Source organism: Streptomyces sp. NPDC003720, assembly GCF_042875075.1.
In the GTDB taxonomy this organism is placed as follows: domain Bacteria; phylum Actinomycetota; class Actinomycetes; order Streptomycetales; family Streptomycetaceae; genus Streptomyces.
In genome coordinates, this window is record NZ_JBIANZ010000006.1 from 478,813 (window position 1) to 502,709 (window position 23,897).

17 protein-coding genes are annotated in these 23,897 nt (G+C 72.5%); 3 read left to right on the forward strand and 14 right to left on the reverse strand.

Going from position 1 to position 23,897, the window contains the following annotated elements; genetic code table 11:
- Positions 1 to 6: 6 nt before the first annotated feature.
- From ACFYU0_RS19480 to ACFYU0_RS19490, 3 genes are all read right to left on the reverse strand, one after another.
- Positions 7 to 837 carry a carbohydrate ABC transporter permease gene (locus ACFYU0_RS19480; RefSeq protein ID WP_389302686.1) on the reverse strand — a complete coding sequence of 277 codons (831 nt, stop codon included), beginning with the start codon at positions 835 to 837 and terminating at the stop codon, positions 7 to 9.
- Positions 834 to 1,832 carry a sugar ABC transporter permease gene (locus ACFYU0_RS19485; protein ID WP_351666724.1) on the reverse strand — a complete coding sequence of 333 codons (999 nt, stop codon included), beginning with the start codon at positions 1,830 to 1,832 and terminating at the stop codon, positions 834 to 836. Before ACFYU0_RS19485 ends, ACFYU0_RS19480 begins: the two co-directional genes overlap by 4 nt.
- A gap of 107 nt (positions 1,833 to 1,939) precedes the next feature.
- Complete coding sequence (locus ACFYU0_RS19490) at positions 1,940 to 3,220, reverse strand: extracellular solute-binding protein (protein WP_351666722.1); 1,281 nt, start codon at positions 3,218 to 3,220, stop codon at positions 1,940 to 1,942.
- A 317-nt stretch (positions 3,221 to 3,537) separates the two neighbouring features.
- Between ACFYU0_RS19490 and ACFYU0_RS19495 the strand changes: the two genes are divergently transcribed.
- Positions 3,538 to 4,335 carry a GntR family transcriptional regulator gene (locus ACFYU0_RS19495; RefSeq protein WP_389302689.1) on the forward strand — a complete coding sequence of 266 codons (798 nt, stop codon included), beginning with the start codon at positions 3,538 to 3,540 and terminating at the stop codon, positions 4,333 to 4,335.
- Between the two features lie 103 nt (positions 4,336 to 4,438).
- On the opposite strand, the gene ACFYU0_RS19500 is transcribed toward ACFYU0_RS19495, so the two are convergent.
- From ACFYU0_RS19500 to ACFYU0_RS19510, 3 genes are all read right to left on the reverse strand, one after another.
- Complete coding sequence (locus ACFYU0_RS19500; protein ID WP_389302692.1) at positions 4,439 to 6,007, reverse strand: MmgE/PrpD family protein; 1,569 nt, start codon at positions 6,005 to 6,007, stop codon at positions 4,439 to 4,441.
- Between the two features lie 94 nt (positions 6,008 to 6,101).
- Positions 6,102 to 6,470 (reverse strand): nuclear transport factor 2 family protein, encoded by a 369-nt coding sequence (locus tag ACFYU0_RS19505; protein WP_351666716.1) that lies wholly within the window; start codon positions 6,468 to 6,470, stop codon positions 6,102 to 6,104.
- Positions 6,471 to 6,531: 61 nt separating this feature from the next.
- Entirely contained in the window at positions 6,532 to 7,482 is a 951-nt protein-coding gene (locus ACFYU0_RS19510; RefSeq protein WP_389302695.1) for a diacylglycerol/lipid kinase family protein, read from the reverse strand.
- Between the two features lie 307 nt (positions 7,483 to 7,789).
- On the opposite strand from ACFYU0_RS19510, the gene ACFYU0_RS19515 reads away from it, so the two are divergent.
- Positions 7,790 to 8,668 (forward strand): maleylpyruvate isomerase N-terminal domain-containing protein, encoded by an 879-nt coding sequence (locus tag ACFYU0_RS19515; RefSeq protein WP_389302696.1) that lies wholly within the window; start codon positions 7,790 to 7,792, stop codon positions 8,666 to 8,668.
- Between the two features lie 81 nt (positions 8,669 to 8,749).
- Here ACFYU0_RS19515 and ACFYU0_RS19520 read toward each other — a convergent pair whose 3' ends face one another.
- The 8 genes from ACFYU0_RS19520 to ACFYU0_RS19555 form a co-directional block, all read right to left on the reverse strand.
- Positions 8,750 to 10,207, reverse strand: a complete 1,458-nt coding sequence (locus tag ACFYU0_RS19520) for an MFS transporter (RefSeq protein ID WP_351666710.1) — start codon at positions 10,205 to 10,207, stop codon at positions 8,750 to 8,752.
- A 71-nt stretch (positions 10,208 to 10,278) separates the two neighbouring features.
- Positions 10,279 to 11,298, reverse strand: a complete 1,020-nt coding sequence (locus ACFYU0_RS19525) for a ketoacyl-ACP synthase III family protein (RefSeq protein WP_389302699.1) — start codon at positions 11,296 to 11,298, stop codon at positions 10,279 to 10,281.
- Positions 11,299 to 11,459: 161 nt separating this feature from the next.
- Complete coding sequence (locus tag ACFYU0_RS19530) at positions 11,460 to 12,479, reverse strand: ketoacyl-ACP synthase III family protein (RefSeq protein WP_389302702.1); 1,020 nt, start codon at positions 12,477 to 12,479, stop codon at positions 11,460 to 11,462.
- Positions 12,480 to 12,575: 96 nt separating this feature from the next.
- Entirely contained in the window at positions 12,576 to 13,343 is a 768-nt protein-coding gene (locus ACFYU0_RS19535) for a thioesterase II family protein (protein ID WP_389302814.1), read from the reverse strand.
- A gap of 29 nt (positions 13,344 to 13,372) precedes the next feature.
- Positions 13,373 to 14,374, reverse strand: coding sequence for an LLM class flavin-dependent oxidoreductase (locus ACFYU0_RS19540; RefSeq protein WP_389302705.1), 1,002 nt, complete (start codon positions 14,372 to 14,374; stop codon positions 13,373 to 13,375).
- A gap of 38 nt (positions 14,375 to 14,412) precedes the next feature.
- Positions 14,413 to 16,026: a fatty acid--CoA ligase gene (locus ACFYU0_RS19545; protein ID WP_389302708.1), complete on the reverse strand. Its 1,614-nt coding sequence runs from the start codon at positions 16,024 to 16,026 to the stop codon at positions 14,413 to 14,415.
- A gap of 22 nt (positions 16,027 to 16,048) precedes the next feature.
- On the reverse strand, positions 16,049 to 21,766 hold the full coding sequence (locus ACFYU0_RS19550; RefSeq protein ID WP_389302710.1) for an SDR family NAD(P)-dependent oxidoreductase: 5,718 nt from the start codon (positions 21,764 to 21,766) through the stop codon (positions 16,049 to 16,051).
- 11 nt (positions 21,767 to 21,777) lie between these two features.
- Positions 21,778 to 22,077, reverse strand: coding sequence for an acyl carrier protein (locus ACFYU0_RS19555; protein WP_351666698.1), 300 nt, complete (start codon positions 22,075 to 22,077; stop codon positions 21,778 to 21,780).
- A gap of 160 nt (positions 22,078 to 22,237) precedes the next feature.
- On the opposite strand from ACFYU0_RS19555, the gene ACFYU0_RS19560 reads away from it, so the two are divergent.
- Positions 22,238 to 23,875: an aldehyde dehydrogenase family protein gene (locus ACFYU0_RS19560; RefSeq protein ID WP_389302714.1), complete on the forward strand. Its 1,638-nt coding sequence runs from the start codon at positions 22,238 to 22,240 to the stop codon at positions 23,873 to 23,875.
- Positions 23,876 to 23,897: the final 22 nt, after the last annotated feature.

Here is a 23,897-nt window from a genome sequence, read left to right on the forward strand (position 1 = left end):
GGGGCGTCATCCCTTCACGGCGCCGTCGGTCAGACCGCTGACAGCCTTGCGTTGCAGGAAGATGAACAGGATCAGGATGGGCAGGGCGAACAGGGACGAGGCTGCCATCGTCGCCCCCCAGTCGTCACCGAACGCGGTCTGGAACTGGGACAGCCACAGCGGCAGGGTCTGCTTCTCGATGTCCTTGTTGAGGATCAGGACCAGCGGGAACTCGTTCCACGCGGTGATGAAGCCGAACAGCGAGGTGGCCATCAGACCGGGCGCGAGCAGCGGGAAGATCACCCGGACGAAGGCCTGGGTGCGGGTGCAGCCGTCGACCATCGCCGACTCCTCCAGCTCCTTCGGCACGGCGGCCACGTAGCCGCGCAGCGTCAGGACGGTCAGCGGCAGCACCATGATCGCGTAGAAGACGGTGAGCGGGACCAGGCTGTCGAGCATGTCGTTGTCGCGGACCAGCATGTAGATGGCGATGACCATGACCTCCCAGGGCGCCATCTGCGCCAGCATGAAGGTCACGATGAAGCCGCGCCGCCCCCGGAACCGCATCCGGGCGAGCGCGAACGCGGCGAACAGGGCGATGACGAGCGACAGCAGCACCGCGCTGACCGTGACGGTGACGGAGTTGAGGACCAGGGTCCAGAAGTGGTCGGCGTGCACGGCCTTGGAGAAGTGGCCGGCGGTGACGTTCGTCGGGAACCAGACCGGGTTCTCGGAAATGATGTCGCCGGTCGGCTTGAAGGCCGTCGCGAACATCCAGTAGACGGGGAACACGAAGCCAGCGAAGAGGACGACGGCGGTCGCGTTGGGCCAGACACGGCCGAAGACGGAGCGCTTCACAGCTCGTCCTCCTCTTGCTTGAGCACCATGCGCAGGTAGTACGAGGTGATGACGAGCAGCACCAGGATGGTCAGGAAGGAGATCGCCGCGCCGACTCCGAAGTGCTGGTTGCCGACGCCCTCGACGAAGGCGTAGATCGGCAGGGTCTCGGTGAGGCGGTCGGGGCCGCCCTCGTTGATCGCGAAGATCTGCGGGAACGCCTTGAACACCCAGATGACCTCGAGGAACGTCGTGGCGTAGAGGAACGGCCTGAGGAACGGGAAGGTCACCGAGGTGAAGCTCTTCCACGCGCCGGCGCCGTCCAGGGACGCGGCCTCGTACAGCTCCCTGGGGATCGTGGTGGTGGCCGCGTACAGGTTGATCGCCACGAACGGGATCGACTGCCAGACGATGAGCAGCGTGATCACGGAGAAGGTGGAGAGCTGGGAGCCGAACCAGTTGTAGTCGGCCATGGAGTGCCAGCCGAGCTTGTCCAGCACCCAGTTGACGACGCCGAAGCGCTGGGCGAACAGCCACTGGTAGACGGTGGTGGCCGCGATGACGGGCATGGCCCAGGCGAGCACCAGGCCCAGCAGGAGCAGCAGCCGCATCTTCCTGCCGAGGCGGGCCAGCAGCAGCCCGGTCAGGGTGCCGAGCAGCATGATCAGGACGACGTTGACCGCCGTGAAGACCACCGACCGTTCGACGACGTGCCAGAAGTCCGAACCGGACAGGACCTCTGTGTAGTTGTCGCCGCCGTTCCACTCGGTGAGGTGCTGGATGAGCTGGCGCGGGTTGAGGTTCTGGAACGACAGCATGCCGTTCTTCACCAGGGGCCAGCCGAGCAGGATCAGCGTGGCCAGCAGCGCCGGCAGCAGGAGCAGATAGGGAGCCGCGGCGCCGCGGCGGGCCGACGGGGCGGAGCCGCCGTCCTCACCGCCGGGCGGCGCCGGCACCCGGGCCTTGTGGACAGCGGGCTCCCCGGCCGTGTCCGTGCCTTCGGTCTGCACTGACATGAGTTGCCATCTCTTCCGTGACCGTACGGGCTGTGGGCTGTACGGGCGTTACGGGCGGTACGGACGACCGGGCCGGGGGCGTCGGCGGACGCCCCCGGCGCGGGTCGTCAGTTCTGCTGGGCCAGGCGCTTGTTGATCTCGGCCTCGACCTGCTTTGCGGCGGCCGCGGGGGACTTACCGTTCAGCACCGCGGTCATGTAGGACTTGATCGGGTTGGGGGTGTTCTCCACCGCGGCCCACTCGGGGATCAGCGGGGTGGTGCCGCCGGCCGCGGCGCCGGGAGCGGCGGCCTCGGCGGCGCCGTTGCCCTTGAGGTTGCTCTCCAGCGACTCCTTGTTCGGGATGACGCCGTTGAGCTTGGCGAGCTGGCCCTCGTACTGGTCGGACAGCGCGATCTTCAGGAACTCCTTGGCCAGGGCCTGGTTCTTGCTGCCCTGGGCGACGGCGAGGTTGGAGCCGCCGAGGAAGACGCCCTCGGGCTTGTCCGCGCTCTCGCCCGGGATGGTGAAGTAGCCGAGGTCCTTCTCGATGGACTTGTTGGCCTGGATCGCCGTGCCGGCCTCCCAGCCCATGCCGATGAAGGCGCCGGTCTTGCCCTTGGCGAAGACCGTGGCCTGCTGCGGGGTGGCCTCGTCCTTGTCCTTGGGGGCCTTGGAGTAGCCGGCGTACTTCTTGTAGAGCTCCATGGCCGCGGAGACCTTGGGGTCGCCGAGGTTGGACACGTACTTGTCGCCCTGCTTCTTCACCAGGTCGGCGCCCTGGCCGATGGTCAGGCCGTCGAAGAAGTACCAGTTCTGGCCGGGCAGGTAGAGCGGCTCGGCGTCGGTCTTCTTGCCGATGGCGTCCAGGTCCTTGAAGAACTCGTCCCGGGTCTTCGGGGTGTCCTTGATGCCGGCCTTGGCCCAGATCTTCTTGTTGTAGATGACGACGCGGTTGGCGAAGTACCAGGGAGCGGCGTACTGCTTGCCTTCGTACACCGAGGACTGCGAGACGGACGGGGTCCAGTCCGAGCCGATCTCCTGCTTGAGGTCGCCCAGTTCGGCGAGGCCGCCGGTGGCGGCGTAGGCCGGGGTCTGGGTGTTGCCGACCTCGATGACGTCCGGCGGGTTGGACTCGGAGAGGGCGGTGGTGATCTTCTGCTGGATCCCGTCCCACTTCTGGATCTCGAACTTCAGCTTCGCGCCGGTCTTCTTCTCGAAGGCCGCCTGCACGTCCTTCGACCACTGCGGCGGCGCCGAGCCGTCCATCGTCCAGACCGTCAGGGTCTGGCCCTTGAAGCTGTCCGGTCCCGCGTTCTTGCCCGTGTCCTTGTCGTCGTCGCCGCCACACGCCGAGACGGAGACCATCATGCCCGCGATCACGATCGCGGCAGCAAGCTTGCGCTTCACGCCACCCTCCTCAGGGATGCCACTAATCCCCCCACGCCCTCGGCGGTGACCTGCGTACGACGCTGTTGCACGTAGGGCTCGGGACCCGGTCACTAATGGTGTAGACCAGTACGGTGGAGCTTGGCCTAGACCTTTTTGAGTGTCAAGGGCGGTTCGGAAAGGCGTTCCGGCCGTTACGAGAAAGTCACCGGAGCGCGTTCATCCCCTTCCGGCCCGGTCGGCGTACTGGACTAGACCTCTCGGGCCAGTTGGACTAGACCATAGGGCGGTTGGTCGCTATAACGGGAGCTCCACCCCCCACAGCCGGGAAGGCAGGCATGGCCACCGACGTCAGCAGCGCCCAGCACCCCAGGGGGGTGCCCGGCCGCACCGCGCGCGTGCCGAAGTACTACCGGATCAAGCAGCAGGTGCTGGAGATGACGCGGGCCCTCGAACCCGGCTCGGCGATGCCCGCGGAGCGCCTGCTCGCCGTCCGGCTCGGCACCTCGCGCACCACGGTCCGGCAGGCGCTGCAGGAGCTGGTCGGCGAGGGCCGGCTGGACCGCATCCAGGGCAAGGGCACCTTCGTCGCCCAGCCCAAGCTGTACCGGACCCTGCAACTCACCTCGCACACCGAGGACATGCGCGCCCAGGGCCTGGAGCCCGCCTCGCAGGTGCTGGACATCGGCGAGGTGCCCGCGGACGCCCGGCTGGCCGCGCTCCTCGGCATCGACGCGGGCGAGCGCGTGCTGCGCATCGAGCGGCTGCGGCTGGCCAGCGGCGACCCGATGGCGATCGAGGCGACCCATCTGTCCGTACGGCGCTTCCCCGGCCTGCGGCACTCGCTGGCCACGTACCCCTCGCTCTACACGGCCCTCGCCGAGGTGTACGGCGTGCACCTGGCCGACGCCGACGAGACCATCGAGACCTCGCTGTCGACGCCGCGCGAGGCCCAGCTCCTCGCCACCGACGTGGGCCTGCCGATGCTGCTGCTGTCCCGGCACTCGCGGGACGCCGACGGCACCCCGGTGGAGTGGGTCCGCTCGGTCTACCGGGGCTCGCGCTACAAGTTCGTCGCCGCGCTCCGCCGCCCTGCGGCCGGACCGTCGGTCCTGTCCGCCCGCGAGAACGACTGACGTCCCCGGCAGGGCCACACGGAGGGTGTCGGCACCGTCGGCCGAGCAATGAGAGCGCCTTGATGTCGCGCACCGCGCGTGGACGGTGCGCGGGGTGAGGCGGTCAGTCCAGGAACGCCGTCTCTATCCAGCGGCGTACCGCCCGCGGGCGCATCCGGTGCAGGCCGCCGACCGTGTCGGCGACCTCGTGGGAGCCGCCCACCGCCAGGAACTTCTCCCGTACCAGTGCGGCGTGGTCCGCCCGGGTCTCCGGACCGGCGGCGCCGACCGGGATCAGCCGGGTGCGGGAGATCGTACGGCCGTCCGTCAGCCGTACGGTGACGCGGGCGCCGGTGGCCTTGGTGGAGCGGGAGAAGTCCCGGTCGTCGGCCTGCAGCGCCCCGACCAGGTCGACCAGCTCGTCGCCGCCGAAGCCGCGCAGCCACGGTACGGCCGAGTCCCCCGCCTCGCGCACGGCCTCGCCGAACGGCGCGTCGGACAGGAACAGTTCACGGGTCATCTCGGTGTCGTGCTCCAGCCGGATCCGCTTGGCGAGCGCCCAGCGGTCGAGGTCGTCCACGGCGGGCGAGGAGAAGTCGTCCACCGAGAACTCGCCGGTCAGCAGGGTGGTGGCCACCGGGTAGGGCACGTCCAGGACCAGCGCGCCCAGCGGGGAGCCGGGGCCGGTGACGTAGCGGGCGGCCCGCTCCCCCGCGAACAGCGTGTACAGGGAGGCCTCGACCACCACCTCGGCCACGTCCCGGGGCCGGAGCGCGCCGAGTTCACGGTGGATCTCGGCGGCGCAGTCCACCGCGGCGTCGATGCCGGGGCCGCCGGGGTGCATCTTGAACGAGAGGGTGTCGGTGTGCCAGCGCCGGCCCAGCCCCTTCGCCACCGCCTGCGGCAGCGGCACGGTGGCGAACCGGGCCAGGAAACCGTCGCTGTGCTCCATGATGTCCGGCGCCCCGCGCAGCCCCGCGTACGCCGCGTCGCAGGCGTCCATCGCGGTGCGCACCGGGGTGAAGGTGTTGAACAGACGGGCGTCGCTGGCCAGGAAGGCGCGCATCAACGGCCAGTTGGGCATCGCGAAGGCCAGTCCGAAGGCGTTCTCGAAGAGGCTCGCGGAGGCCCGGTCGCTGTGCAGCCGCCCCGCCACCGCGCCGGCCAGGTGGGTGTGGACGGCGCTCTGGCCGCGCAGCGGGCCGAGGGTCGCGGAGGCGGTGATGCGGGCCGCGCACTCGTTGGCCGCGACCACCGCGGTGAGCAGCGAGAGTCCGTCGAGCCCGCGGGCGTAGGCGAAGGCGAGCGGGACCGCGACCGTGGAGTTCGACAGGTGCCCGGCGTAGGCGGTGTCGTCCAGGTTGAGCCACGATCCGAGCGCGGCGAACACGCCGGCGGCCTGCCGGGGGTCGCGCTGCATGGGGTGCCCGAAGGCCGCCACCAGCTTTCTGCCGAGGGGGTGCTGGAGGCCGGCCCGGATGGAGGCGATCTGCGACAGCACCTGGCTCGCGGCGAGCTTCAGCACCCGGCACGGGACGTGCTGCGGGCGCAGCGACGCGGCCCAGTGCGAGAGTTCCCGCAAGGGGGTGTCGGCCGGTGCGCGGCCGGGGGCGGCCCGGGGCAGGGTGTGTGCCTGCTCGGCCCAGTCGGCGCACAGGGCCTGGGCCACGCTCTCCCCGAGGACAGCGGTCATGAGGCGGCTACCTTCCTTGCCGTGCGTGCGTCGGCGGTGTGCGCACGAACGCGGGAGCACCGGCGGTCCCGGTGCTCCCGCGCTGGGTGCGTGCTCAGGCGGCCGGGACCTTGTCCAGGAAGCCGTAGACGCCCTGGATCTTGCCCTGGTCGTTGGTGACGAGGACGTCGAAGCCGATGGCGATCGGCTCGGCGCCCGGCTCGGTCACCAGGCCCCACTGGAAGCGGGCCTGGTTGTGGTGGGCGTCGACGGTGCCGTGCAGTTCGAAGGTGAGGCCCTTGAACTGGTCGCGGGCGCCGGCCACCACGGCTCCGAAGCCCTCGTGACCCTCGACCGCGGCGAGCGGGTCGATGTACGGAGCGTCGGCGGTGAACAGCTCGGCGATGGCCGCGGCGCGCTTGTCGGCGTCCGCCTCGTTCCAGATGTCGAGGTAGCGGGAGACGGTGGTGGTCAGGTCGCTCATGCGGGCGTTCTCCTTCGTGTCTTGCTTACTTGTGATTCCGGCAGGTGGCTTGGTACGGGCTTCAGGGGGTGGCGGGCGCCCAGACCGGGAGGGCTCCGGGGAGCACCTCGAAGGTGGCCGAGGCGCCGATGCCGTGCTGGTACTCGCCGTCGTGCTCCAGCGGCAGCCGGTGGCCGTCGGTGCGCTCGACGGTGATCCGGCGGCCGCGCGCGTACACGGTCGCCGGGTGGTCCATGTGCGCCGCCTCCAGCGTCAGTCCGGGCACGTCGGCCGCGGGGACCTCGCCGCCGATGACGCAGACGTCGAGCAGTCCGTCGTCGAGCAGCGAGTCGGGCAGCACCTTGAACCGGCCGCCGCGGTAGGGGCCGCCGCCGACGTTGGCGAGGACCGTGGGGCCCTCGTGCACCACGCGGCCGTCGACGGTGACCCGGCCCGGATAGGGCGCGTAGCCCGCGGCCGTGTCGGCGAAGGCGCGGGCGTAGCGCTCGCGTCCGGTCAGCGGCAGCTCCCGGGCGGTGATCAGCGCGTCGGCGATCACGCCCGAACAGGCGCCCAGATAGACGTAGTTGCGGGTCTCGGCGAGGCGGGCCAGGTCGAGCCGGCGCAGGCGGGCGCTGCCGCCGATGCCGGAGTCGGTCAGGACCGCCTTCAGCGACTCGGTCCAGGGGCGGTCGCCCCACAGCATCTTGTAGCCGGAGTTGCCGGTGCCGCCGGGCACGACGGCGAGGGTCGCCCGGCCGGTCGCGGGGACGAGCCCCTGGACGACCTCGCGGACCGTGCCGTCACCGCCGATGGCGACGACCAGGTCGGGTGCGCCGTCCCCGCGCTCCAGCGCCCGGCGCACCGCGCCGGTCGCGTCGCCGGGCGCGCTGGTCAGGTGGACCTCGGCGCGGTCCAGGCAGGACTCGCACAGCTCCGCGACCTGGCGGACCAGTTCGGGGCTGTGACTGCCGGAGGCCGGGTTTGCCACGATCAGGGCCCGGGTCGGCCCCGGGGCTGCGGTGTCTGCCATGACGAGCGTTCTCCTCACGTCGGACGCGCCGGCGCAACCGGCACGGCAACGATGGGGGGTGTCCCCGCCGCGGGCGGACGCGGGCCACGGATGCGGCCCCGGCCCCGGCGAGGAGGAGCGTGCGACGGGGATGACTCTGCCAAGTGCCGCTGACCCGTCTCTGACACGCGCCTGACGCCGCAAAGCGGGTTGCCCGGAATGATCAGTAACGTGTCAGTGTGCGCGGTTCGAATGGGCTGGATGCCCCGGCGGTCCGCGGATCTCCGGGGACAGAGCCGTGCACGTTCACCGACCGGAGTAGGACCTCATGACCGCACAGACGTACGTTCCGCTGCCCATGGACCGCTGTACCTCCGAACTCCGCCGGGAGGCGGCCCGCTTCGCGGACGCCGCCCGGGACCTCCCGCTGACGGAGCCGGTTCCGACCTGCCCCGGCTGGACACTGGGCGACCTGGTGCGGCACGTGCGCCAGGGGCACGAGTGGGCGACGACCATCCTGGCCAGCCGGAGCACCGAGTTCGTCCTGCCGGGCGGCGGCGGGGCCGGCGCCGACGACGACGGCACGAGCTGGACCGAGCGGGTGGCCGGGCTCGGGGCGCGGGAGTCCGCGGCGGACAGCCGGCTGCTGGACCCCTCGTCGCGGGCGCGGTTCGTCACCGAGGGCGCCGAGCGGCTGATCGAGGCGATCGACGGCATCGGTCCCGAGGCGCCCGTCTGGGCGCCGCACGGCAAGCAGAACAAGGAGTTCTGGCCGCGCTGGGCGATGTACGAGACGACCGTGCACCGCGCGGACGTGGACCTGCTGGCCGGCCGGCCCTTCGAGCCGGCCGCCGACGTCGCCCTGGACTGCGTGGACTTCTGCCTGGTGGCGTTCGGCGTGCCCGAGGCCGGGCCGTTCCACTCCCCCTTGTTCGCCGAGGTGCCGCGCGGCGGTGAGACGCTGGGCTTCCGGTCGGCCGCCGGCGCTCCGGGCCGGGTCTCGAACTGGCTGGTGACCTGCGCCCCGGACGGTGTGCGGGTCGGCCGGGACGCCCCGGAGGGCGCCCCGGCCGACGTCACCGTGGTCGCCTCCCCCGCGGACCTGCTGCTCGTGGTGAAGGGGCGGCTGCGGCCGGAGGGCCCGCGCGTGACGGTGACGGGCGACCGCGAGCTGCTGGACTTCTGGCTGAGCCACGCCGTCTCCTGAACCGCGGACCACGCGTGGGAGGGCGGGCACGCCGTCGCGTGCCCGCCCTCTCTCCGTGACCCCGGCGGGGCCCCGCCGCGCTCAGGAGGCGGGGACCGGCTTGGGACGCGGGATGAGCTGGACCAGCGCGGCCACGGCGAGCGCGAGCGGCGCCAGCAGGTAGACGCTGGCCTTGAAGGCGTCGGCGTAGGCGCCGGGACCGGTGCCCTGGCCGAGGACGTGGTAGAAGACCACGCCGACCGCGGCCACGCCCACCGCGCCGCCTACCTGCGCGGCCGTCGAGAGCACGCCCGAGGCGGAGCCTGCGTAGCGCGGGTCGGTGCCGGCGAGGGCGATCGAGGCCAGCGGGGCCATCACCATCGCCATGCCCGAGCCGCCCACCAGCAGTCCGGGCACCAGCCAGGCCACCGCGCCCTCGGTGCCGATGTGGTCGACCGCTTCCCAGAGCCCGCCGAGCCCGGCCAGCAGCACCAGGGCGCCCACCGCGAGGACCTGACGGCCGAGCAGGGCCGCCACCTTGCGGGCCAGCAGCGAGGTGGCCAGGAAGCCCACGCCGAGCGGCAGGAAGACCAGGCCCGACTCCAGGGCCGTCAGCCCGACCCCGGCCTGCAGGTAGAGGGCGAGGACCAGGAAGAAGGACGCCATGCCGGAGTAGTACACGACACCGGTGACGACGCCGACCGTGAACGGCCGCTTGTGGAACAGCACCGGGTTGACCAGCGGGCTGCCGCCGGTGTTCGCCAGCCGCCGCTGGTACACCGCGAACAGCAGGAGCAGCACCGGCGACGCGGCCAGGCACAGCCACGTCCACAGCGGCCAGCCCTGCTGCTGGCCCTCGGCGAGCGGCAGGACCACCGCGACCAGGCCGGCCGAGACCAGCACCATGCCGAGCGGGTCGAGGTGCGCCCGGCCCTCGGCGCGGGACTCGGGGATGAGCCGCGGTCCGAGCAGCAGCGCGGCGACGCCGACCGGCACGTTGACCAGGAAGCAGGTCCGCCAGCCGAGGCCGGCGATGTCGGCGTGGATCAGTAGACCGCCGATGAGCTGTCCGAAGACACCCGCGAGGCCCATGGTCAGGCCGAACGCGTTGAAGGCCCTGACCCGGGCCTGGCCCGCGTAGGTGACGCCGATGATGGCCAGCACCTGGGGGCCCATCAGGGCGGAGGCGAGACCCTGCGCGATGCGGGCCACGACGAGCTGCCCGGCGGTCGGCGCCATGCCCGCCCAGGCGGAGGAGAGGGTGAACAGCGCGACGCCGAGCAGGAACATCCGCCGCCGGCCGTACAGGTCGCCGAGCCGGCCGCCGGTGATGAGGCCGGCGGCGTAGGCGAGGGCGTATCCCGCGACCACGAACTCCACCGCGGAGGCGCTCGCGTGGAGGTCGCGCTGGGTCTCGGGGATGGCGACGTTCACGATGAACACGTCGAGCGTGATCACGAACGTGCCGACCAGGATGAGCGGCAGCGTCGCCCAGTGCGGGCCGGCCGGCGCCCGCTCCCGGGTCTCCGCGCCGGCTGTCCGCGCTTGCTGCAGGGACATGGTTGACGGTTCCTTTCTTGTCCTGCGGGTGCCCGGCCGGCACGGCGGACCGGAACCGGCGTGCACGCGCGCTACTGCCAGTCGGGGACGTCGAGGATCTCGACGACGGCGGCGGAGAAACTGAAACCGGCCCCCGCCGCCACCATGAGGACGAGGTCGCCGGGGCCCACGGCCCGTTGCGTGACGAGGTGTTCGAGGCCGAGGAACTGGTCGCCGGCGCCGATGTGGCCCACCCGGCGGCCCAGGTCCCAGGTGCTCTGCTTCTCGGTGAAGCCCAGCACGTCGTAGTTCTCGGGGTACTCGCCGCGGTGTATCAGCGGGGTCACCACGCGCGATATGTCCTCGGTGGTGACGCCCGCGTCGGCCAGCGCGCCGGCCGTGGTGCTCTTCAGCCCGGCCTCGATGCGCTCCCAGGAGCCCTCGGCCTCCGCGGTGACGGCGTGCTGGCGGCCACGGGCGCGCAGCGGCACCGGCATCTCCCGGCCCGGTATGGCGCCGAACGGCTCCAGGCCCCGGTTCCAGCGCTCCAGCGAGTTGTCGGCGCCCACGCGTGCGGAGAGGACCCGGGCGAAGCCGCCGCGCCCGGACAGCAGCATGGCGCTGCCGCCGTCGGCGAAGATGAGGTTGAGCTGCACGTTCCAGCGGTCGACCCACGGCGGCGCGAAGTTGTCGCCGCTGGTCAACAGCACCGCCTCGGTGAACCCGGCGGCGATCTGCCCGGCCGCCAGGGTGAGCGAGCCGAGCCCGGCGTTGCAGCGCTGCTGCAGCTCGAAACCGGCGGCCGCGCGGCCCACGGTCTCGTTGGCGACGTACGACGCCGCCGGCCACATGTCGTGGCCCTGGTAGCCGCACGTGGAGTGCAGGACCAGGCCGACCTCGTGGCCGTCCGATCCCGCCCGCTCCAGTGCCAACCGTCCGGCGCGCACCGCCATCTCGGGCCCGGAGACGCCCTCGGCCACCGTGATGGACTCGTAGCCGAGGTTTTGGTGCTCCTCGTCGACGAGGCCCGCGGCGACGGCCTCGCCCAGCGGGCGGGCGTGCGGGAGCCACGAGGCGGCGGAGGCTATGTACAGCTCTGTGTCCAGCTTCATGTCTTTCCGATCCTTCGCTCAGGGGTGGGGGGGTGGCATGCCCTGCCCGCCCGCGCGCGGACGGCGGCGGTCTCCCGTGTGCGTCGGACGGCCACTGTCCCGCAGCCCGCTGACGCGGCGCTGACGCGCCGGCCGGGCGGGCCGCGGGACAGCGGCGCTCACTACGGCCAGTCGGGGACGTCGAGGATCTCGACCACGGCGGCGGAGAAACTGAAGCCCTCGCCGGCGGCCACCAGCAGGACGAGGTCGCCGGGGCCCACGGCCCGCTGCCTGACGAGGTGTTCGAGGCCGAGGAACTGGTCGCCCGCGCCCATGTGGCCCACCCGGCGGCCCAGCTCCCAGGTGCTCTGCTTCTCGGCGAAGCCCAGCAGCTCGTAGTTCTCCGGGGACACGCCCCGGTGGATGTGCGGTACGACGGTCCGGGCGATGTCCTCGGTGGTGACGCCGGCGTCGGCCAGGGCGCGTGTCGTGGTGTCGAGCAGGCCGGCCTCGAAACGCTCCCAGGAGCCCTCGGCCTCGGGGGTGAGGGCGTGCTGGACCCCGCGGTCGCGCAGCCGCAACGGCAGTTCCCGGCCGGGCGCGGTGCCGAACGGCTCCAGGCCCCGGTTCCAGCGCTCCAGCGAGTTGTCGGCGCCCACGCACAGCGAGACCACCCGGGCGAAGCCGCTCCGCCCGGACAGCAGCATCGCGCCGCCGCCGTCGGCGAAGATGAAGTTGAGCTGCACGTTCCAGCGGTCCACCCACGGCGGCGCGAAGTTGTCGCCGCTGGTCAGCAGCACCGCCTCGGTGAACCCGGCGGCGATCTGCCCGGCCGCCAGGGTGAGCGAGCCGAGCCCGGCGTTGCAGCGCTGCTGGACGTCGAAGCCGACGGCGGCGCGGCCCACGGTCTCGTTCGCCACGTACGACGCCGCCGGCCACATGTCGTGGCCCTGGTAACCGCACGAGGAGTGCAGCACCAGGCCGACCTCGTGACCCTCCGACCCGGCCCGCTCCAGCGCCAGCCGCCCCGCGCGCACCGCCATCTCGGGCCCGGAGACGCCCTCGGCCACGGCGATCGACTCGTAGCCGAGGTTTTGGTGCTCCTCGTCGACGAGGCCCGCGGCGACGGCCTCGTCCAGCGGGCGGGTGCCGGGCACCCAGGCCGCTGCCGAGGCTATGTACAGGTCGTGGGGTGCTCTCATGTGTCTCTCTCTTTCGCTTCTCGGGGCGCCGGCGCGGCTCGCTCCGAGCGCGTGGCAGCGGCCGGCCCGGTCGGCCGCTGCCGGTGGAACGGGTGCTCAGGCCGGCTGGGTCGCGGCGATGCGCTGCAGCCGGTGGGCGAAGTGGGCGGTGACGGACTGGGCGTGGGTGTCGATGTAGAAGTGGCCGCCCGGGTACTCGTTGTGGCCTAGGTAGGCCGGGGTGCGCCCGGCCCAGTGGGACATGGCGTCCGGGTGCTCCTGGAGCGGGTCGGAGCGGCCGCCGTAGGAGGCGAGCGGGCAGTTGACGCCGGCGCCGTCGTCGTCGTGGTCGGCGGCGACCCGCAGGTCGGCGCGGAGCGCCGGCACCACGAGGGCGAGCATCTCGGGGTTGTCGTAGATCTCCGCCGGGAAGGACCCCAGCTTCTTGATCCACTCGACCATCTCGGGCTCGGGCATCCTGCTCTGCTCCTCGGTGGGCTTGAAGAAGCCCTGCGGGGACCAGCCGGAGGTGCCGACCATGAGGGGCGACGGGCCGCCCTCCTCCTCCATGCGGATGGTGAGCCGGAACGCGAGCTGGGCGCCGAGGCAGTGCCCGAACAGGGCGAACGGACGGTCGTCGAGGTCGTCGAGCACGGCCTCGTGCAGCGCCTCGAGCAGCGGTTCGAACTCCTCGTACGTCTGCTCCTCGCGGCGGTTGTGCCGGCCGGGCAGGGTCACCGCCTGCGGGGCGATGTCGGGCGGCAGCAGGCGCTCCCAGTCGCGGTAGATGATGGCCCCGCTGCCCGCGTGCGGCAGCATGAACAGCCGGATCGAGGCGTCGGGCGAGGGTTCCGCGGGGTGGAACCACTGCCCCGCGCGGGACATGTCCTGGCCGACGGAGGCGATGGCACTGGTCACGACTGGGTGCTCCCAACGGTGGGGCCGAGGGCGCGTACCGCGGGCAGCAGCACCTCGGCGATCTCCTTCAACTGCGGTTCGAGGTCGAGGGATCCGATCCGTACGACCAGGTGCCGGGCGCCGGCCCGGACGTACTCGCCGAGCCACTCGGCGCACTTCTCGGCGCTGCCCCAGGCGTAGGCCTGGATGGTGCGCATCTGGTCCAGGGAGCGGCCGTAGTAGTGGCTGATGTAGTGCTCCAGTTCGGCCCTGGCCGCCGTCTCGTCGCTGTTCACGGTGACCGTGGCGTACAGCGCGGGGGTGACCGCGCCGGCGCCGCGCCCGGCCTCCTCGGCGAGTTCGGCGATACGGCGGCGGGCGCGGCCGTACGCCTCGACGTCCGGCAGGAACGGCAGCCAGCCGTCGTAGCGGGTGGCGGCGCGGGCGAGGACCTTCGGGGTGTCGCTGCCGGCCAGCCACAGCGGGGGGCCGCCGGCGACGGCCGGGGAGGGCAGCCGGTCGAGGTGCTCGGCCTGCCAGAACCTGCCCTGGAAGTCGGTGGGTTCGCCGTCCTCCCCGGAGCGCCAGGCGGTGCGCCACAGCGCGGTGATCTCGTCCAGGCGGCCCACCCGGCCCTGGAAGGAGGCGCCGACCGAGGCGAACTCCTCCTCCGTCTCGGGCATCGGGAAGCCCGAGCCGAGGCCGAGGACCAGCCGGTCAGCGGCGACATGGCTGAGGCTCGCGACCATGTTGGCGCCGATCAGCGGGTGGCGCAGGGCGGGGGTGAGGGCCGCGGTGCCGACCGCGATGCGCTCGGTGGCCGCCGCCGCGGCGGACAGGACGACGAGCGGGTCCAGGCGGGGGCGGGCGGTGAGGGAGTCCCCGGCCCACAGCGAGTCGAAGCCGAGCGCTTCCGCCTGGCGCGCGAAGTCCAGCAGCGGCGCGGCCGCGTAGGCGCCGTTGATGGCCTGTTCCCGGGTGGGGAGGAGGATGCCGATCCGCAGGGGCTCGGTGCTCATGGTCAGGTCCCTTTCGGGCATGGGGTGCCGGTTCGGTGTCATACGGTGCTCGCGAGCGGGTCCCGGGCCGGCGCCGCGAGCTGTTCCCGCACCGCGCGGCGAAGGATCTTGCCGGAGGGGTTGCGGGGCAGCGTCTCGGCGAAGTGGTAGGTGCCGGGGATCTTGTAGTCGGCGATCCGGCCGCGCAGGGACAGCAGGAGTTCGCGCGGGGTGGCCTTGGTCCCGGGCCGCAGGACGACCACCGCGTGCACGCTCTCGCCCCAGCGCTCGTCGGGCAGTCCGACCACGGCGGCGTCGGCGACGGCCGGGTGCGCGGCGAGCGCCTTCTCGACCTCGGCCGGGTAGATGTTCTGCCCGGCGACGATGATCGTGTCGTTGATCCGGTCGCACAGGTGGAGGTAGCCGTCGTCGTCGAGGTAGCCGGCGTCGCCCATGTGCAGCCACTCCCCCACCAGGGTGCGGGCGGTGGCCTCCGGCAGGTTCCAGTAGCCGAGCATCCGGGACGGGGCGCGCACGCAGATCTGGCCGATGGCGCCGGCCGGGAGGGTCTCGCCGTCGGGACCGATCACCTTGACCTCGTTGCCGGGGCAGGGTTTGCCGACCGAGGTGAGCACGGTGCTGCCGGGGTGGTGCGCCTCGGGGGGCAGGCAGACCGCGACGCTGCCGGTCTCGGTGCTGGCGTAGATCTGCGCGAACTCGCAGCCGAAGGTCTCCAGGCACTGCTTGAGCAGCGTCTCGGACATCGGCGCGGCGCCGTACGCGATCTTGCGCAGGGAGGCGAACGCCTCGGGTCCCGCTCCGCGTTCGGCGGCCATCGCCTGCAGCATGGCCGGTGCGGCGAAGGTGGTGGTCACCCGGTGGGTGCGGATGAGCCGCACCGCTTCCTGCGGGTCGAACTGCGGCATGATCACGTTGGTGCCGCCGGCGTTGAAGGTGTGCAGGAACCAGCCGATGCCCGCGACCCCGAAGCCCGGCAGGGAGATCAGGCCGACGTCCTCGGGCAGCCAGTCGATCCAGTCGACGCCGCGCTCCCGGCTGGCGTGCGGCAGGGTGAAGAAGCTGCGGTGGGCGAGGACGGCGCCCTTGGGCAGGCCGGTGGTGCCGCTGGTGTAGATCTGGATGACCGCGTCGTCGGGGCCGGTGCCCGGGGTGAGGTCGGTGTCCGGCCGGCTCGCGGCCCAGGCGGGCAGTCCGGCGCCGCGGGCGGGTTCGCCGTCGGAGTCGGTGCCGTCGACGCGGATCACCTTGCGCAGTCCGCGCAGCTGGTGGCGGACGGTGGCGACGGTGTCCCAGAACTCGTCGTCGACGAAGATCAGGGTGGCGCCGGAGTCGCGCAGGATGTGGTCCACCTCGCCGGCCGTGAGCCGCCAGTTGACCGGTACCAGGACCGCGCCCGCCTTGGCGCAGGCGATCATCACCAGGTAGTAGTTCTCCGACTCGCGGCCCAGGTAGGCGACGCGGTCGCCGCGCCGGACCCCGCAGGCGCGCAGGGCGTGCGCGGCGCGGTTGCTGTCCCGGTGGAACTTCTCGTAGGTGGTGACGCGGCCCTCGCAGACGATCGCCGGATGGTCCGGGCGGCTGCCGGCGTGGGCGCGGGCGGAGTGGTGGAGCGTCCAGCGCTCCCTCGTTATGCCACTGGAGATGTCAGTCATGGTCGTGTGTCCTTGTCGTCCGTCACGCTGCCGGTGCCGGGCCGATCCGCTCGCCGAGGAAGCCGGCGAGCTGCCGTACCGTCGGGTGGTCGTGGGTGAGGGAGGCCGGCAGGGGCAGCCGGAAGGCCTGCTCCAGACCGGACCTGACCTGCTGGGCCATCAGCGAGTCCAGGCCCAGCGACACGAACTCGGTGTTCGGATCCAGTTCGTCGCCCTCCTCGAGGTGCAGCACGGCGGCGACCTTCTCCCGGACCACGGCGGTGACGGCCGCGGCGCGGTCCGCCGGGGACAGGGCGGCGAGCGCGGCGACGTCGAGGCCGCCGTCGTCCTCGGCGGCCCGGCGGGCCAGGCGGTCGAAGAACAGGTCGCCGGTGACCCGGCCCGCCATGTAGCGGTCCCAGTCGAAGTCGCCCACCACGCGCTGGCCGCGCGGCTGGTCCCAGAGGCCGACCAGGGTGTTCAGCGCCCGGGTGGGCGAGAACAGGTGGACGCCGCCGCGCTCCAGCTCCTGGATGAGGACGTCGTTCATGCGGGAGGACATGCCGACCCGGGACCAGGAGCTCCAGTTGAGGGCGAGTCCGGGCAGGCCGCGGCGGGCGCGCCAGTCGGCGAGGCCGTCGAGGGCGGCGTTGCCGGCGGCGTAGTGCCCCTGGGCGACGAAGCCGCCGAGCACCGAGGAGACCGAGGAGTAGACGACGAAGAACTCCAGGTCGGGGAAGGCCTTCTCGGTGGCCTCGTGGAGCAGCCAGCCGCCGTAGGCCTTGGCCTCGAGCTGGTCCTCGATGGACTCCCAGGTCAGTTCGGAGATCAGCCGCTCGTCGTAGGAGCCGCCGGCCGCGTGCACGATGCCGCCCAGGGGGCGCGGTCCGGCCTCGATGTGGCGCACCAGCCGGGCGACGTCCTCGGTACGGCCGAGGTCGGCGCGGACGATGTCGACCTCCGCCTCCTCGGCGAGGCCGGCGAGCAGTTCGGCGGCCTCGGGGGCGGGCCGGCCGCTGCGGCTGACCAGGGTCAGGTGCCGGGCGCCGAGCTCGGCCAGCTTCCGGGCGGTGGCGAGGCCGAGGCCGCCGAGGCCGCCGGTGACGAGGTAGGTGCGGTCGTCGCGCAGGGCGGCCGGCCGCCGCTCGGCCGGTTCCGGCCGGCGGGCCGCCGGGTCCTCGGGCAGGGTCACCCAGACCGGGCCGGCGGGGGCGGCGAGGGCGGTGCGCAGTGCCTCGCCGGTCTCGTCGAGGCCGAAGTGGGGCGCGCCGTCGCCGGGTTCGGGCGCCGGGGCGTGCACGACGGCCGTAGCCGGCACGGTGAGCGTGGAGCGGAAGGTGCCGTCGTGGCGGACCAGGACCTCGTCGCCCGGCGTGAAGCCGGTGCCCGCGGCAGCCGCCAGGACCGTGCCGTGGGCGGTGCGGCCGAGCACGGGCGGCGGCACGTCCTCGCCTTCCTCCTCGTGCTCCTCGCGGTCGGCGCGGCCGGTGTCCAGCGCGGTGCGGGCGTCCTCGGCGGTCAGGCCCACCAGGCGGACGCTGAGCTGGACCTCGTCCTCGGCGGGCGCCCGGCCGGTGACCGGGGCGGGCGCCAGGTCGGACAGGTCGCCGGACTCGGCGGCGCGCAGTTCGAAGTCGCCGTTCCAGTTCAGCGCCTCGTCGCCGGCGAGCAGCCGGCGCACGTAGCGGCGGCCGGACCGGTAGGCGACCTGGTACTCGCCGGCGGGCTCGGCGCGCCACTCCTCCAGCAGCGGTTCCAGGCCGCCGCCGGGGGCGAGGTCGACCAGGGTGGTGCGCAGCTGCGGGTACTCGGTGAGCAGCACCCGGCCGAAGCCCCACAGGGTGGCGGCGGCGAGGTGGCCGCCGTCGCCCGCCGGGTCGCCGGGCAGCGCCTGGGCGCCCTGGGTGACCAGCCACAGCCGCGGCGGCCGGGAGAGGCCGGCCGCGTCCAGGACGCCGACGGTGGCGAGCAGTTCGCGGTAGTTGTCCTCGGACTCGGCGCGCAGCCGGTCCACCGACATCTCGCCGGGGCGGGTGCGCCAGACGCGGACGACGTCGGTGACGGTCGGGTCGTCGAGCGCGGACTTGAGCTCGGCGGGGTCGGCGAGCCGGGTGACCTTCAGGCCGGGCTCGCCGGCGAGTCCGGCGGCGCGGGCGGCGGCCGGGTCGAGCAGCACGACGTGCCGTTCGGCGAGCGCGGCCCCGGTCGCGGGCAGGGCGCGGCGGATCCACTCGGGGCGGTGCAGGAAGCGGCGGCGGCCGGTGCGGTCCTCGGGGCGGGCCAGCCGGACGCCGAGGAGTTCGGCGACCGGGTCGCCGTTCTCCAGCAGCAGCACGTCGGCGATGCGGCGGTCCTGCTCGCCCCGGACCCGGGCGAGGACGCGCAGGTTCTCGCCGCGCGGCTTGCGGAAGTGCCGCACGGAGGCGATCTCGCGGGGCACGAACACCGGGCCCTCGGGGTCGAGGACGACCAGCGCCTGGGCGGCGGCCTCCAGCAGTTCCGCCGGGACGTGCTCGACGGCGGTGGCGTCGCGGCCGGTGAGTTCGGCGCGGAGCACGCCGTCGCCGTGCCGGGTGACGTGGTGGAGCAGCCGCATGCGGGGGCCCGCGGGGCGGCCGACGGAGGCGAGGTCGGTGTAGATGTCCTCGTCGTCGATGCGCTGCCCGGCGGGGGCGAGCGCGGCTTCCAGCTCGGCCAGCTCGGAGACGGGGACGAGTGCCTCGCGGCCGGCGGCGACCGTGGCGGTGGCGTGCGGGTTCTCCTCGCCGCCGACGACGGTGAACACCTCGATGTCGGCGCCGCCACCGGGGCGCGGCCGCCAGCGGGTGGTCAGGGTGAGGGTGGTCTCGGCGGGCAGCTCCAGCGGGGCGAGCAGCCTGAGGTCGCGGATCGCGGAGCGGGCGTGGCCCTGGACCGCGTCCTGCGCGGCGAGCAGCAGGTCGACGTAGGCGCCGGCGGGCAGGACGGCGCGGCCGCCGTCGGCGAGGTCCGTGAGGGCGCCGAGCTCCTCGGCGGTGAACTCCGCCGTGAACTCCCGCACCCCGCTGGCGAACCGCTCCTCGGTGCCGAGCAGCAGGTGCCGGGCGCTGCCGCCGCCGGCGGAGCGCCGGGGGGTGACGGAGGGCAGCCAGTAGCGCTTGCGCTGGAAGGCGTACGTGGGCAGGTCCACCTTGGTGGGGGTGGCGTGCCCGGCGTGGTAGCCGTCCCAGGAGACGCCGAGGCCGGCGGCGTAGTAGTCGGCGAGCGCGGTCAGGGTGGTGCCCGTGGTGGTGTCGCGACGGCGCAGGCTGGCCAGCCACACGTGGTCCTCGACGGTGACGCCGCGGCGGGCGAGCGCGGTGAGCGCGGCCTGCGGGCCGATCTCGATCAGGGCGTGCCGGCCGCGCTTGGCGACGGCGCGGATGCCGTCGAGGAAGCGGACGGGTTCGCCGATGTGCCGCACCCAGTAGTCGGCGTTGCCGATCTCGCGGAGCCGGGCCAGGCGCCCGGTGACGTTGGAGATCAGGCTGATCTTCGGCTCGTGGAAGACGATGCCGTCCAGGGCGGCCCGGAAGTCGTCGTAGACCTCGGCCATCAGCGGCGAGTGGAAGGCGTGCGACACGGTGAGCCGGTCCACCCGGAAGCCGCGGCCGGCGAGGATGCCGGTGACCTCGTCGAGGGCGGCGGTGGCGCCGGAGACGACGGTCTGGTCGGGGGCGTTGACCGCGGCCAGCGCCAGGTCGTCGCGGCCCTCGAGCAGCGGGGCGACCTCGTCGGCGGGGGCGGCGACCGCGGCCATGCCGCCCTCGGCGCGCACCGCCTGCATCAGCCGGGCGCGGGCGGCGACCAGCTTCACGGCGTCGGGCAGGGTGAACAGGCCCGCGACGGCGGCCGCGACGACCTCGCCGATGCTGTGCCCGATGAGCACGTTCGGGCGTACGCCCCAGGCCATCCACTGCTGGGCGAGGGCGTACTCGAGGGTGAACAGCGCGGGCTGGGTGTACTCGGTGCGGTCGATGGCGTCCGGGTCGGCGGCGGTGCCGAGCAGCAGCTCGCGCACGGAGCGGCCGAGCGGGCCGGCGAAGAGGCGGTCGCACTCGTCGACGTGGGCGCGGAAGACGGGCAGCGCCTCGTAGAGGGCGGCGCCCATGCCGGCGTACTGCGAGCCCTGGCCGGTGAACATGAAGGCGGTCTTGCGGATGCCGGTGGGGCCCTCGGGCTCGGCCTCGGCGGTCCGGTCCAGCAGCCGGGCGAGGGCGGCGCGGTCGGCGACCGGGGCGGCGACCCGGTAGGGGTGGTGGGTGCGCGCGACGTTCGCGGTGTACGCCAATGCCTCGACGGGCAGCGCGGGCTGGTCGTCGAGGAGCCGCCGGTACCGGGCGGCCTGTTCGCGCAGGGCGCCGGCGCTCTTCGCGGACAGGGTGAACACCGGTGCGGCGTACGGGAGTGAGGACTCCTCGCGCTCGGCCGGCTCGGGCGCCTCCTCCAGCACGACGGCGCCGATCGTGCCGGCGAAGCCGAAGCTGTTGACGACGGCGCGCTTCACCTCGGCCCGCCACGGCTCGCACTCGGTGGGCACGCGCAGCGGGTACAGGTCCCAGGGGATGCGCCCCGAGGGGGTGTTGAGGCCCACGTGCGGGTAGACCGTGCCGGAGCGCAGCTGCAGCACGGTCTTGATGACGCCGACGATGCCGGAGGCCGGCTCCATGTGACCGAGGTTGGTCTTCACCGAGCCGACCAGCACCGGCCGGTCCTTGGTGTGGGAGTCGACGAACACGTCGCCGATGGCGCCGAACTCGATGGGGTCGCCGAGCGGGGTGCCGGTGCCGTGCGCCTCGACGTAGGAGATGTCCTCGGGGCCGAGGTGGGCGGTGGCCAGCGCGGCGCGGATGACCTTCTCCTGGGCGGGGCCGTTGGGCACGGTCAGGCCGGCGCTGTCGCCGTCCTGGCCGACGGCCGTGCCGCGCACCAGGGCGAGGACCCGGTCGCCGTCGCGCTGGGCGTCGGAGAGCCGCTTGAGGACGACGATGCCGCAGCCCTCGGCGCGCGCGTAGCCGTCGGCGGCCTCGTCGAAGGTCTTGCAGTGGCCGTCCGGGGACAGCATCTGGGCGTTGGAGAACATCACCGGGATGCGCGGGTGGTGCAGGGCGTTGACGCCGCCGCACAGCGCGATGTCGCTCTCGCCGGCGCGCAGCGCCTGCACGGCCAGGTGCAGGGCGACCAGCGAGGAGGAGCAGGCGGTGTCGACGCTCATGCTCGGGCCGCGCCAGCCGAGGAAGTACGACAGCCGTCCGGACAGCGGGAACATGGTGATGCCGGAGGCGAGGTGGCCGTCCAGCTCCTCGTACGGCAGGGAGTCCAGCTCGAGGGCGTAGTCGATGGAGCTGGCGCCGATGTAGACGCCGCCGTTGCCGCGGCGCAGCGGGGCCGGGTCGATGCCGGCGTGCTCCAGGGCCTGCCAGGCGGTCTCCAGCAGCAGCCGCTGCTGGGGGTCCATGTAACGGGCTTCCTTCGGGCTGATGTTGAAGAAGCCGGCGTCGAACAGGTCGATGCGGTCGAGGAAACCGCCGGCCTTCGCGATGATCTTGCCCTTGTCGTCGGGCCCCTCGGGCGTGAACGCCTCGACGTCCCAGCGGTCCCGGGGGATCGGCCCGATTCCGCTGCGGCCCTCCCGCAGGAAGGCGTCGAACTCGTCGGGCGAGCCGCTGCCGCCGGGGAACCGCAGACCGATTCCGACGATCGCGACCGGTTCGGGCGCCTGCTCTGATTCCTTACGCGGCATGGAACGACTCCTCAAGCGTCCTGGATTTCCTGGGTCAGGTGGTCCACGAGATGGGCGACCGTCGGCTCGTTGAAGAGCACGTTGACGTTGATCGACAGGTCCAGGAGCTGCTCCAGGCTCTGCCGTATCTCGGTCAGCCGCAGCGAAGTGAGGCCGAGATCGAAATAGCTGACGTCGACCGGGAGTTCCTCGGACTCGTCCATCAGAAGTACCGCCCTGAACTTCTCCAGGACGAGTGACTCGATTTCTTCGGCGAGCTCGCTGCGCGGCAGGTCGCGCAACCGCTGGATCGTGCTGTCGACAGGTGGCATGCGGTCATGCAAGCAGCGCCGGCTGACGCCCCACTGACGGGCCGCGGGGCCGGCGTTGGCCGGATCGGCGCGGTCAGTCACGTGTCAGCGCCGGGTCAGATTCCGCTGCCAGGCTCGCATTGCTTCAAGAAATCCACACGCCATATCCGAAAGGCTGAAGATGCTTCGCGAAGCCGCGCAGGAGCAGGAGGAGAGTGCTGAGGCACCTTCCGGATTGAAGAGTTACGACCTCTATATCGCGGGCAAGGACGTGGCCGGTGACGGCTGGGTCTACACCGTCAGCGGGCGTTCGCTGCTGGAAGACGTTTTCACGAGCGTCAGCCTTAAGCGCTCGCTGGAGCAGGACCCGGAGTCCGAGGCGGCCAAGCACCCCTACGTCGTCGGGCGCTGCGCGATCGCGGACGACTCCGCCATCGACCTGGCCACCCAGGCGGCGGCCGCCGCCGCACCCGACTGGGCGGCCGTACCGCTGGAGCGGCGGATGCAGCTGGGCACCCGCTTCCGCGAGGAACTGATCAAGCACCAGGACGAGTTCCTGCGCATGCTGGTCGCCGAGTCCCACCCGGTGAAGCTGGCCCGGTGGGAGCTGAGCTGCCTGTTGCAGATCTACGCCCCGGGCTCCCTGCGCTGGTATCTGAAGCAGATGCGGGTGGAGAAGGAGTACAACGGCCGCAAGCTGATCCTGCACCGCCAGCCGGACGGCGTGGTCGCCTTCAACCCGCCGCAGAACGCCCCGCTGCCGAGCGCCGCCCTGTGCGTGCTGGCGCTGATGGCGGGCAACGCCGTGGTGGTGCGGGCGCCGCGCTCGATCGCGCTGTCCACCATGTGGTTGCTTCGGGACATCGTCGCCCCGCTGCTGGAGGAGATCGACGCGCCGGCCGGTGTGCTGAACGCGGTGTGCTCCAACCCCAAGCAGACGATGGACCGCTGGATCGCCGACCCGCTGATCGACGACATCTTCTACATCGGCGGCAGCCAGGAGGGTCTGCGCTTCGAGCAGAGCTGCGTGGCGCACGGCAAGAAGCCGATCCTCGAACTCGCCGGCAACGACGGCATCGTGGTCTGGAAGGACGCCGACGTGAAGTGGGCGGCCGAGGCCATCACCGAGTCGTTCTACGGCTCCGGGCAGATCTGCATGGTGCCCAACTACGTCCTGGTCCACCCGGAGATCGCCGAGACGCTGATCGCCGAGGTGAAGGAGCAGGTCAAGGGCATCAGGCCGGGCCTGCCCGAGGAGGAGGACGTGCTGCTGTCGCCGGTCCGGCGCAGCGAGCGCTTCTTCCGGCTGCTGCGGCAGGCGCTGGACAACGGCGCCGAGCTGCTCACCGGCGGCAACCGCACCGAGGTCGACGGCACCGTGTCGGAGACGGGTGTCTTCCTGCAGCCGACGGTGGTGCGGGTGGACGGCCTGGACCGGGCCCGGACGTACGACGTGGTCCGCGAGGAGACCTTCTTCCCGCTGATCCCGATCGTGGTCCCGGAACGCGACGACGACGACGCCCTGCTGGAGTCCTTCCTGCAGTTCGTCAACAGCAACGACTACGGGCTGCGCAACTCCCTGTGGTCGCGCTCGGACCACGTGATCGAGACCTTCGTGCGCCGCGTGGTCAACGGCGGTCTGCTGAAGGTCAACGACTCCCACATCGGCTTCCTGCCGTACCTGCCGAGCCACGGCGGCACCGGCCGCACCGGCGGCGCCTTCGGCGAGGCCAACTACCCGATGCTCAAGACCTCCCACATCCAGGGAGTCAGCATCGCCCGCGACGTGAGCCCGTACGACGCGGTCTTCGGCGCCTGACCGCCCTCGCTTTCGACGTCTT

Bases quoted from the DNA above. Each gene is read 5' to 3' on its own strand.
- ACFYU0_RS19485 (WP_351666724.1), bottom strand. From the start codon at position 1,832: ATGTCAGTGCAGACCGAAGGCACGGACACGGCCGGGGAGCCCGCTGTC.
- ACFYU0_RS19495 (WP_389302689.1), top strand. From the start codon at position 3,538: ATGGCCACCGACGTCAGCAGCGCCCAGCACCCCAGGGGGGTGCCCGGC.
- ACFYU0_RS19500 (WP_389302692.1), bottom strand. From the start codon at position 6,007: ATGACCGCTGTCCTCGGGGAGAGCGTGGCCCAGGCCCTGTGCGCCGAC.
- ACFYU0_RS19505 (WP_351666716.1), bottom strand. From the start codon at position 6,470: ATGAGCGACCTGACCACCACCGTCTCCCGCTACCTCGACATCTGGAAC.
- ACFYU0_RS19510 (WP_389302695.1), bottom strand. From the start codon at position 7,482: ATGGCAGACACCGCAGCCCCGGGGCCGACCCGGGCCCTGATCGTGGCA.
- ACFYU0_RS19515 (WP_389302696.1), top strand. From the start codon at position 7,790: ATGACCGCACAGACGTACGTTCCGCTGCCCATGGACCGCTGTACCTCC.
- ACFYU0_RS19520 (WP_351666710.1), bottom strand. From the start codon at position 10,207: ATGTCCCTGCAGCAAGCGCGGACAGCCGGCGCGGAGACCCGGGAGCGG.
- ACFYU0_RS19525 (WP_389302699.1), bottom strand. From the start codon at position 11,298: ATGAAGCTGGACACAGAGCTGTACATAGCCTCCGCCGCCTCGTGGCTC.
- ACFYU0_RS19530 (WP_389302702.1), bottom strand. From the start codon at position 12,479: ATGAGAGCACCCCACGACCTGTACATAGCCTCGGCAGCGGCCTGGGTG.
- ACFYU0_RS19535 (WP_389302814.1), bottom strand. From the start codon at position 13,343: ATGTCCCGCGCGGGGCAGTGGTTCCACCCCGCGGAACCCTCGCCCGAC.
- ACFYU0_RS19540 (WP_389302705.1), bottom strand. From the start codon at position 14,374: ATGAGCACCGAGCCCCTGCGGATCGGCATCCTCCTCCCCACCCGGGAA.
- ACFYU0_RS19545 (WP_389302708.1), bottom strand. From the start codon at position 16,026: ATGACTGACATCTCCAGTGGCATAACGAGGGAGCGCTGGACGCTCCAC.
- ACFYU0_RS19550 (WP_389302710.1), bottom strand. From the start codon at position 21,766: ATGCCGCGTAAGGAATCAGAGCAGGCGCCCGAACCGGTCGCGATCGTC.
- ACFYU0_RS19555 (WP_351666698.1), bottom strand. From the start codon at position 22,077: ATGCCACCTGTCGACAGCACGATCCAGCGGTTGCGCGACCTGCCGCGC.
- ACFYU0_RS19560 (WP_389302714.1), top strand. From the start codon at position 22,238: ATGCTTCGCGAAGCCGCGCAGGAGCAGGAGGAGAGTGCTGAGGCACCT.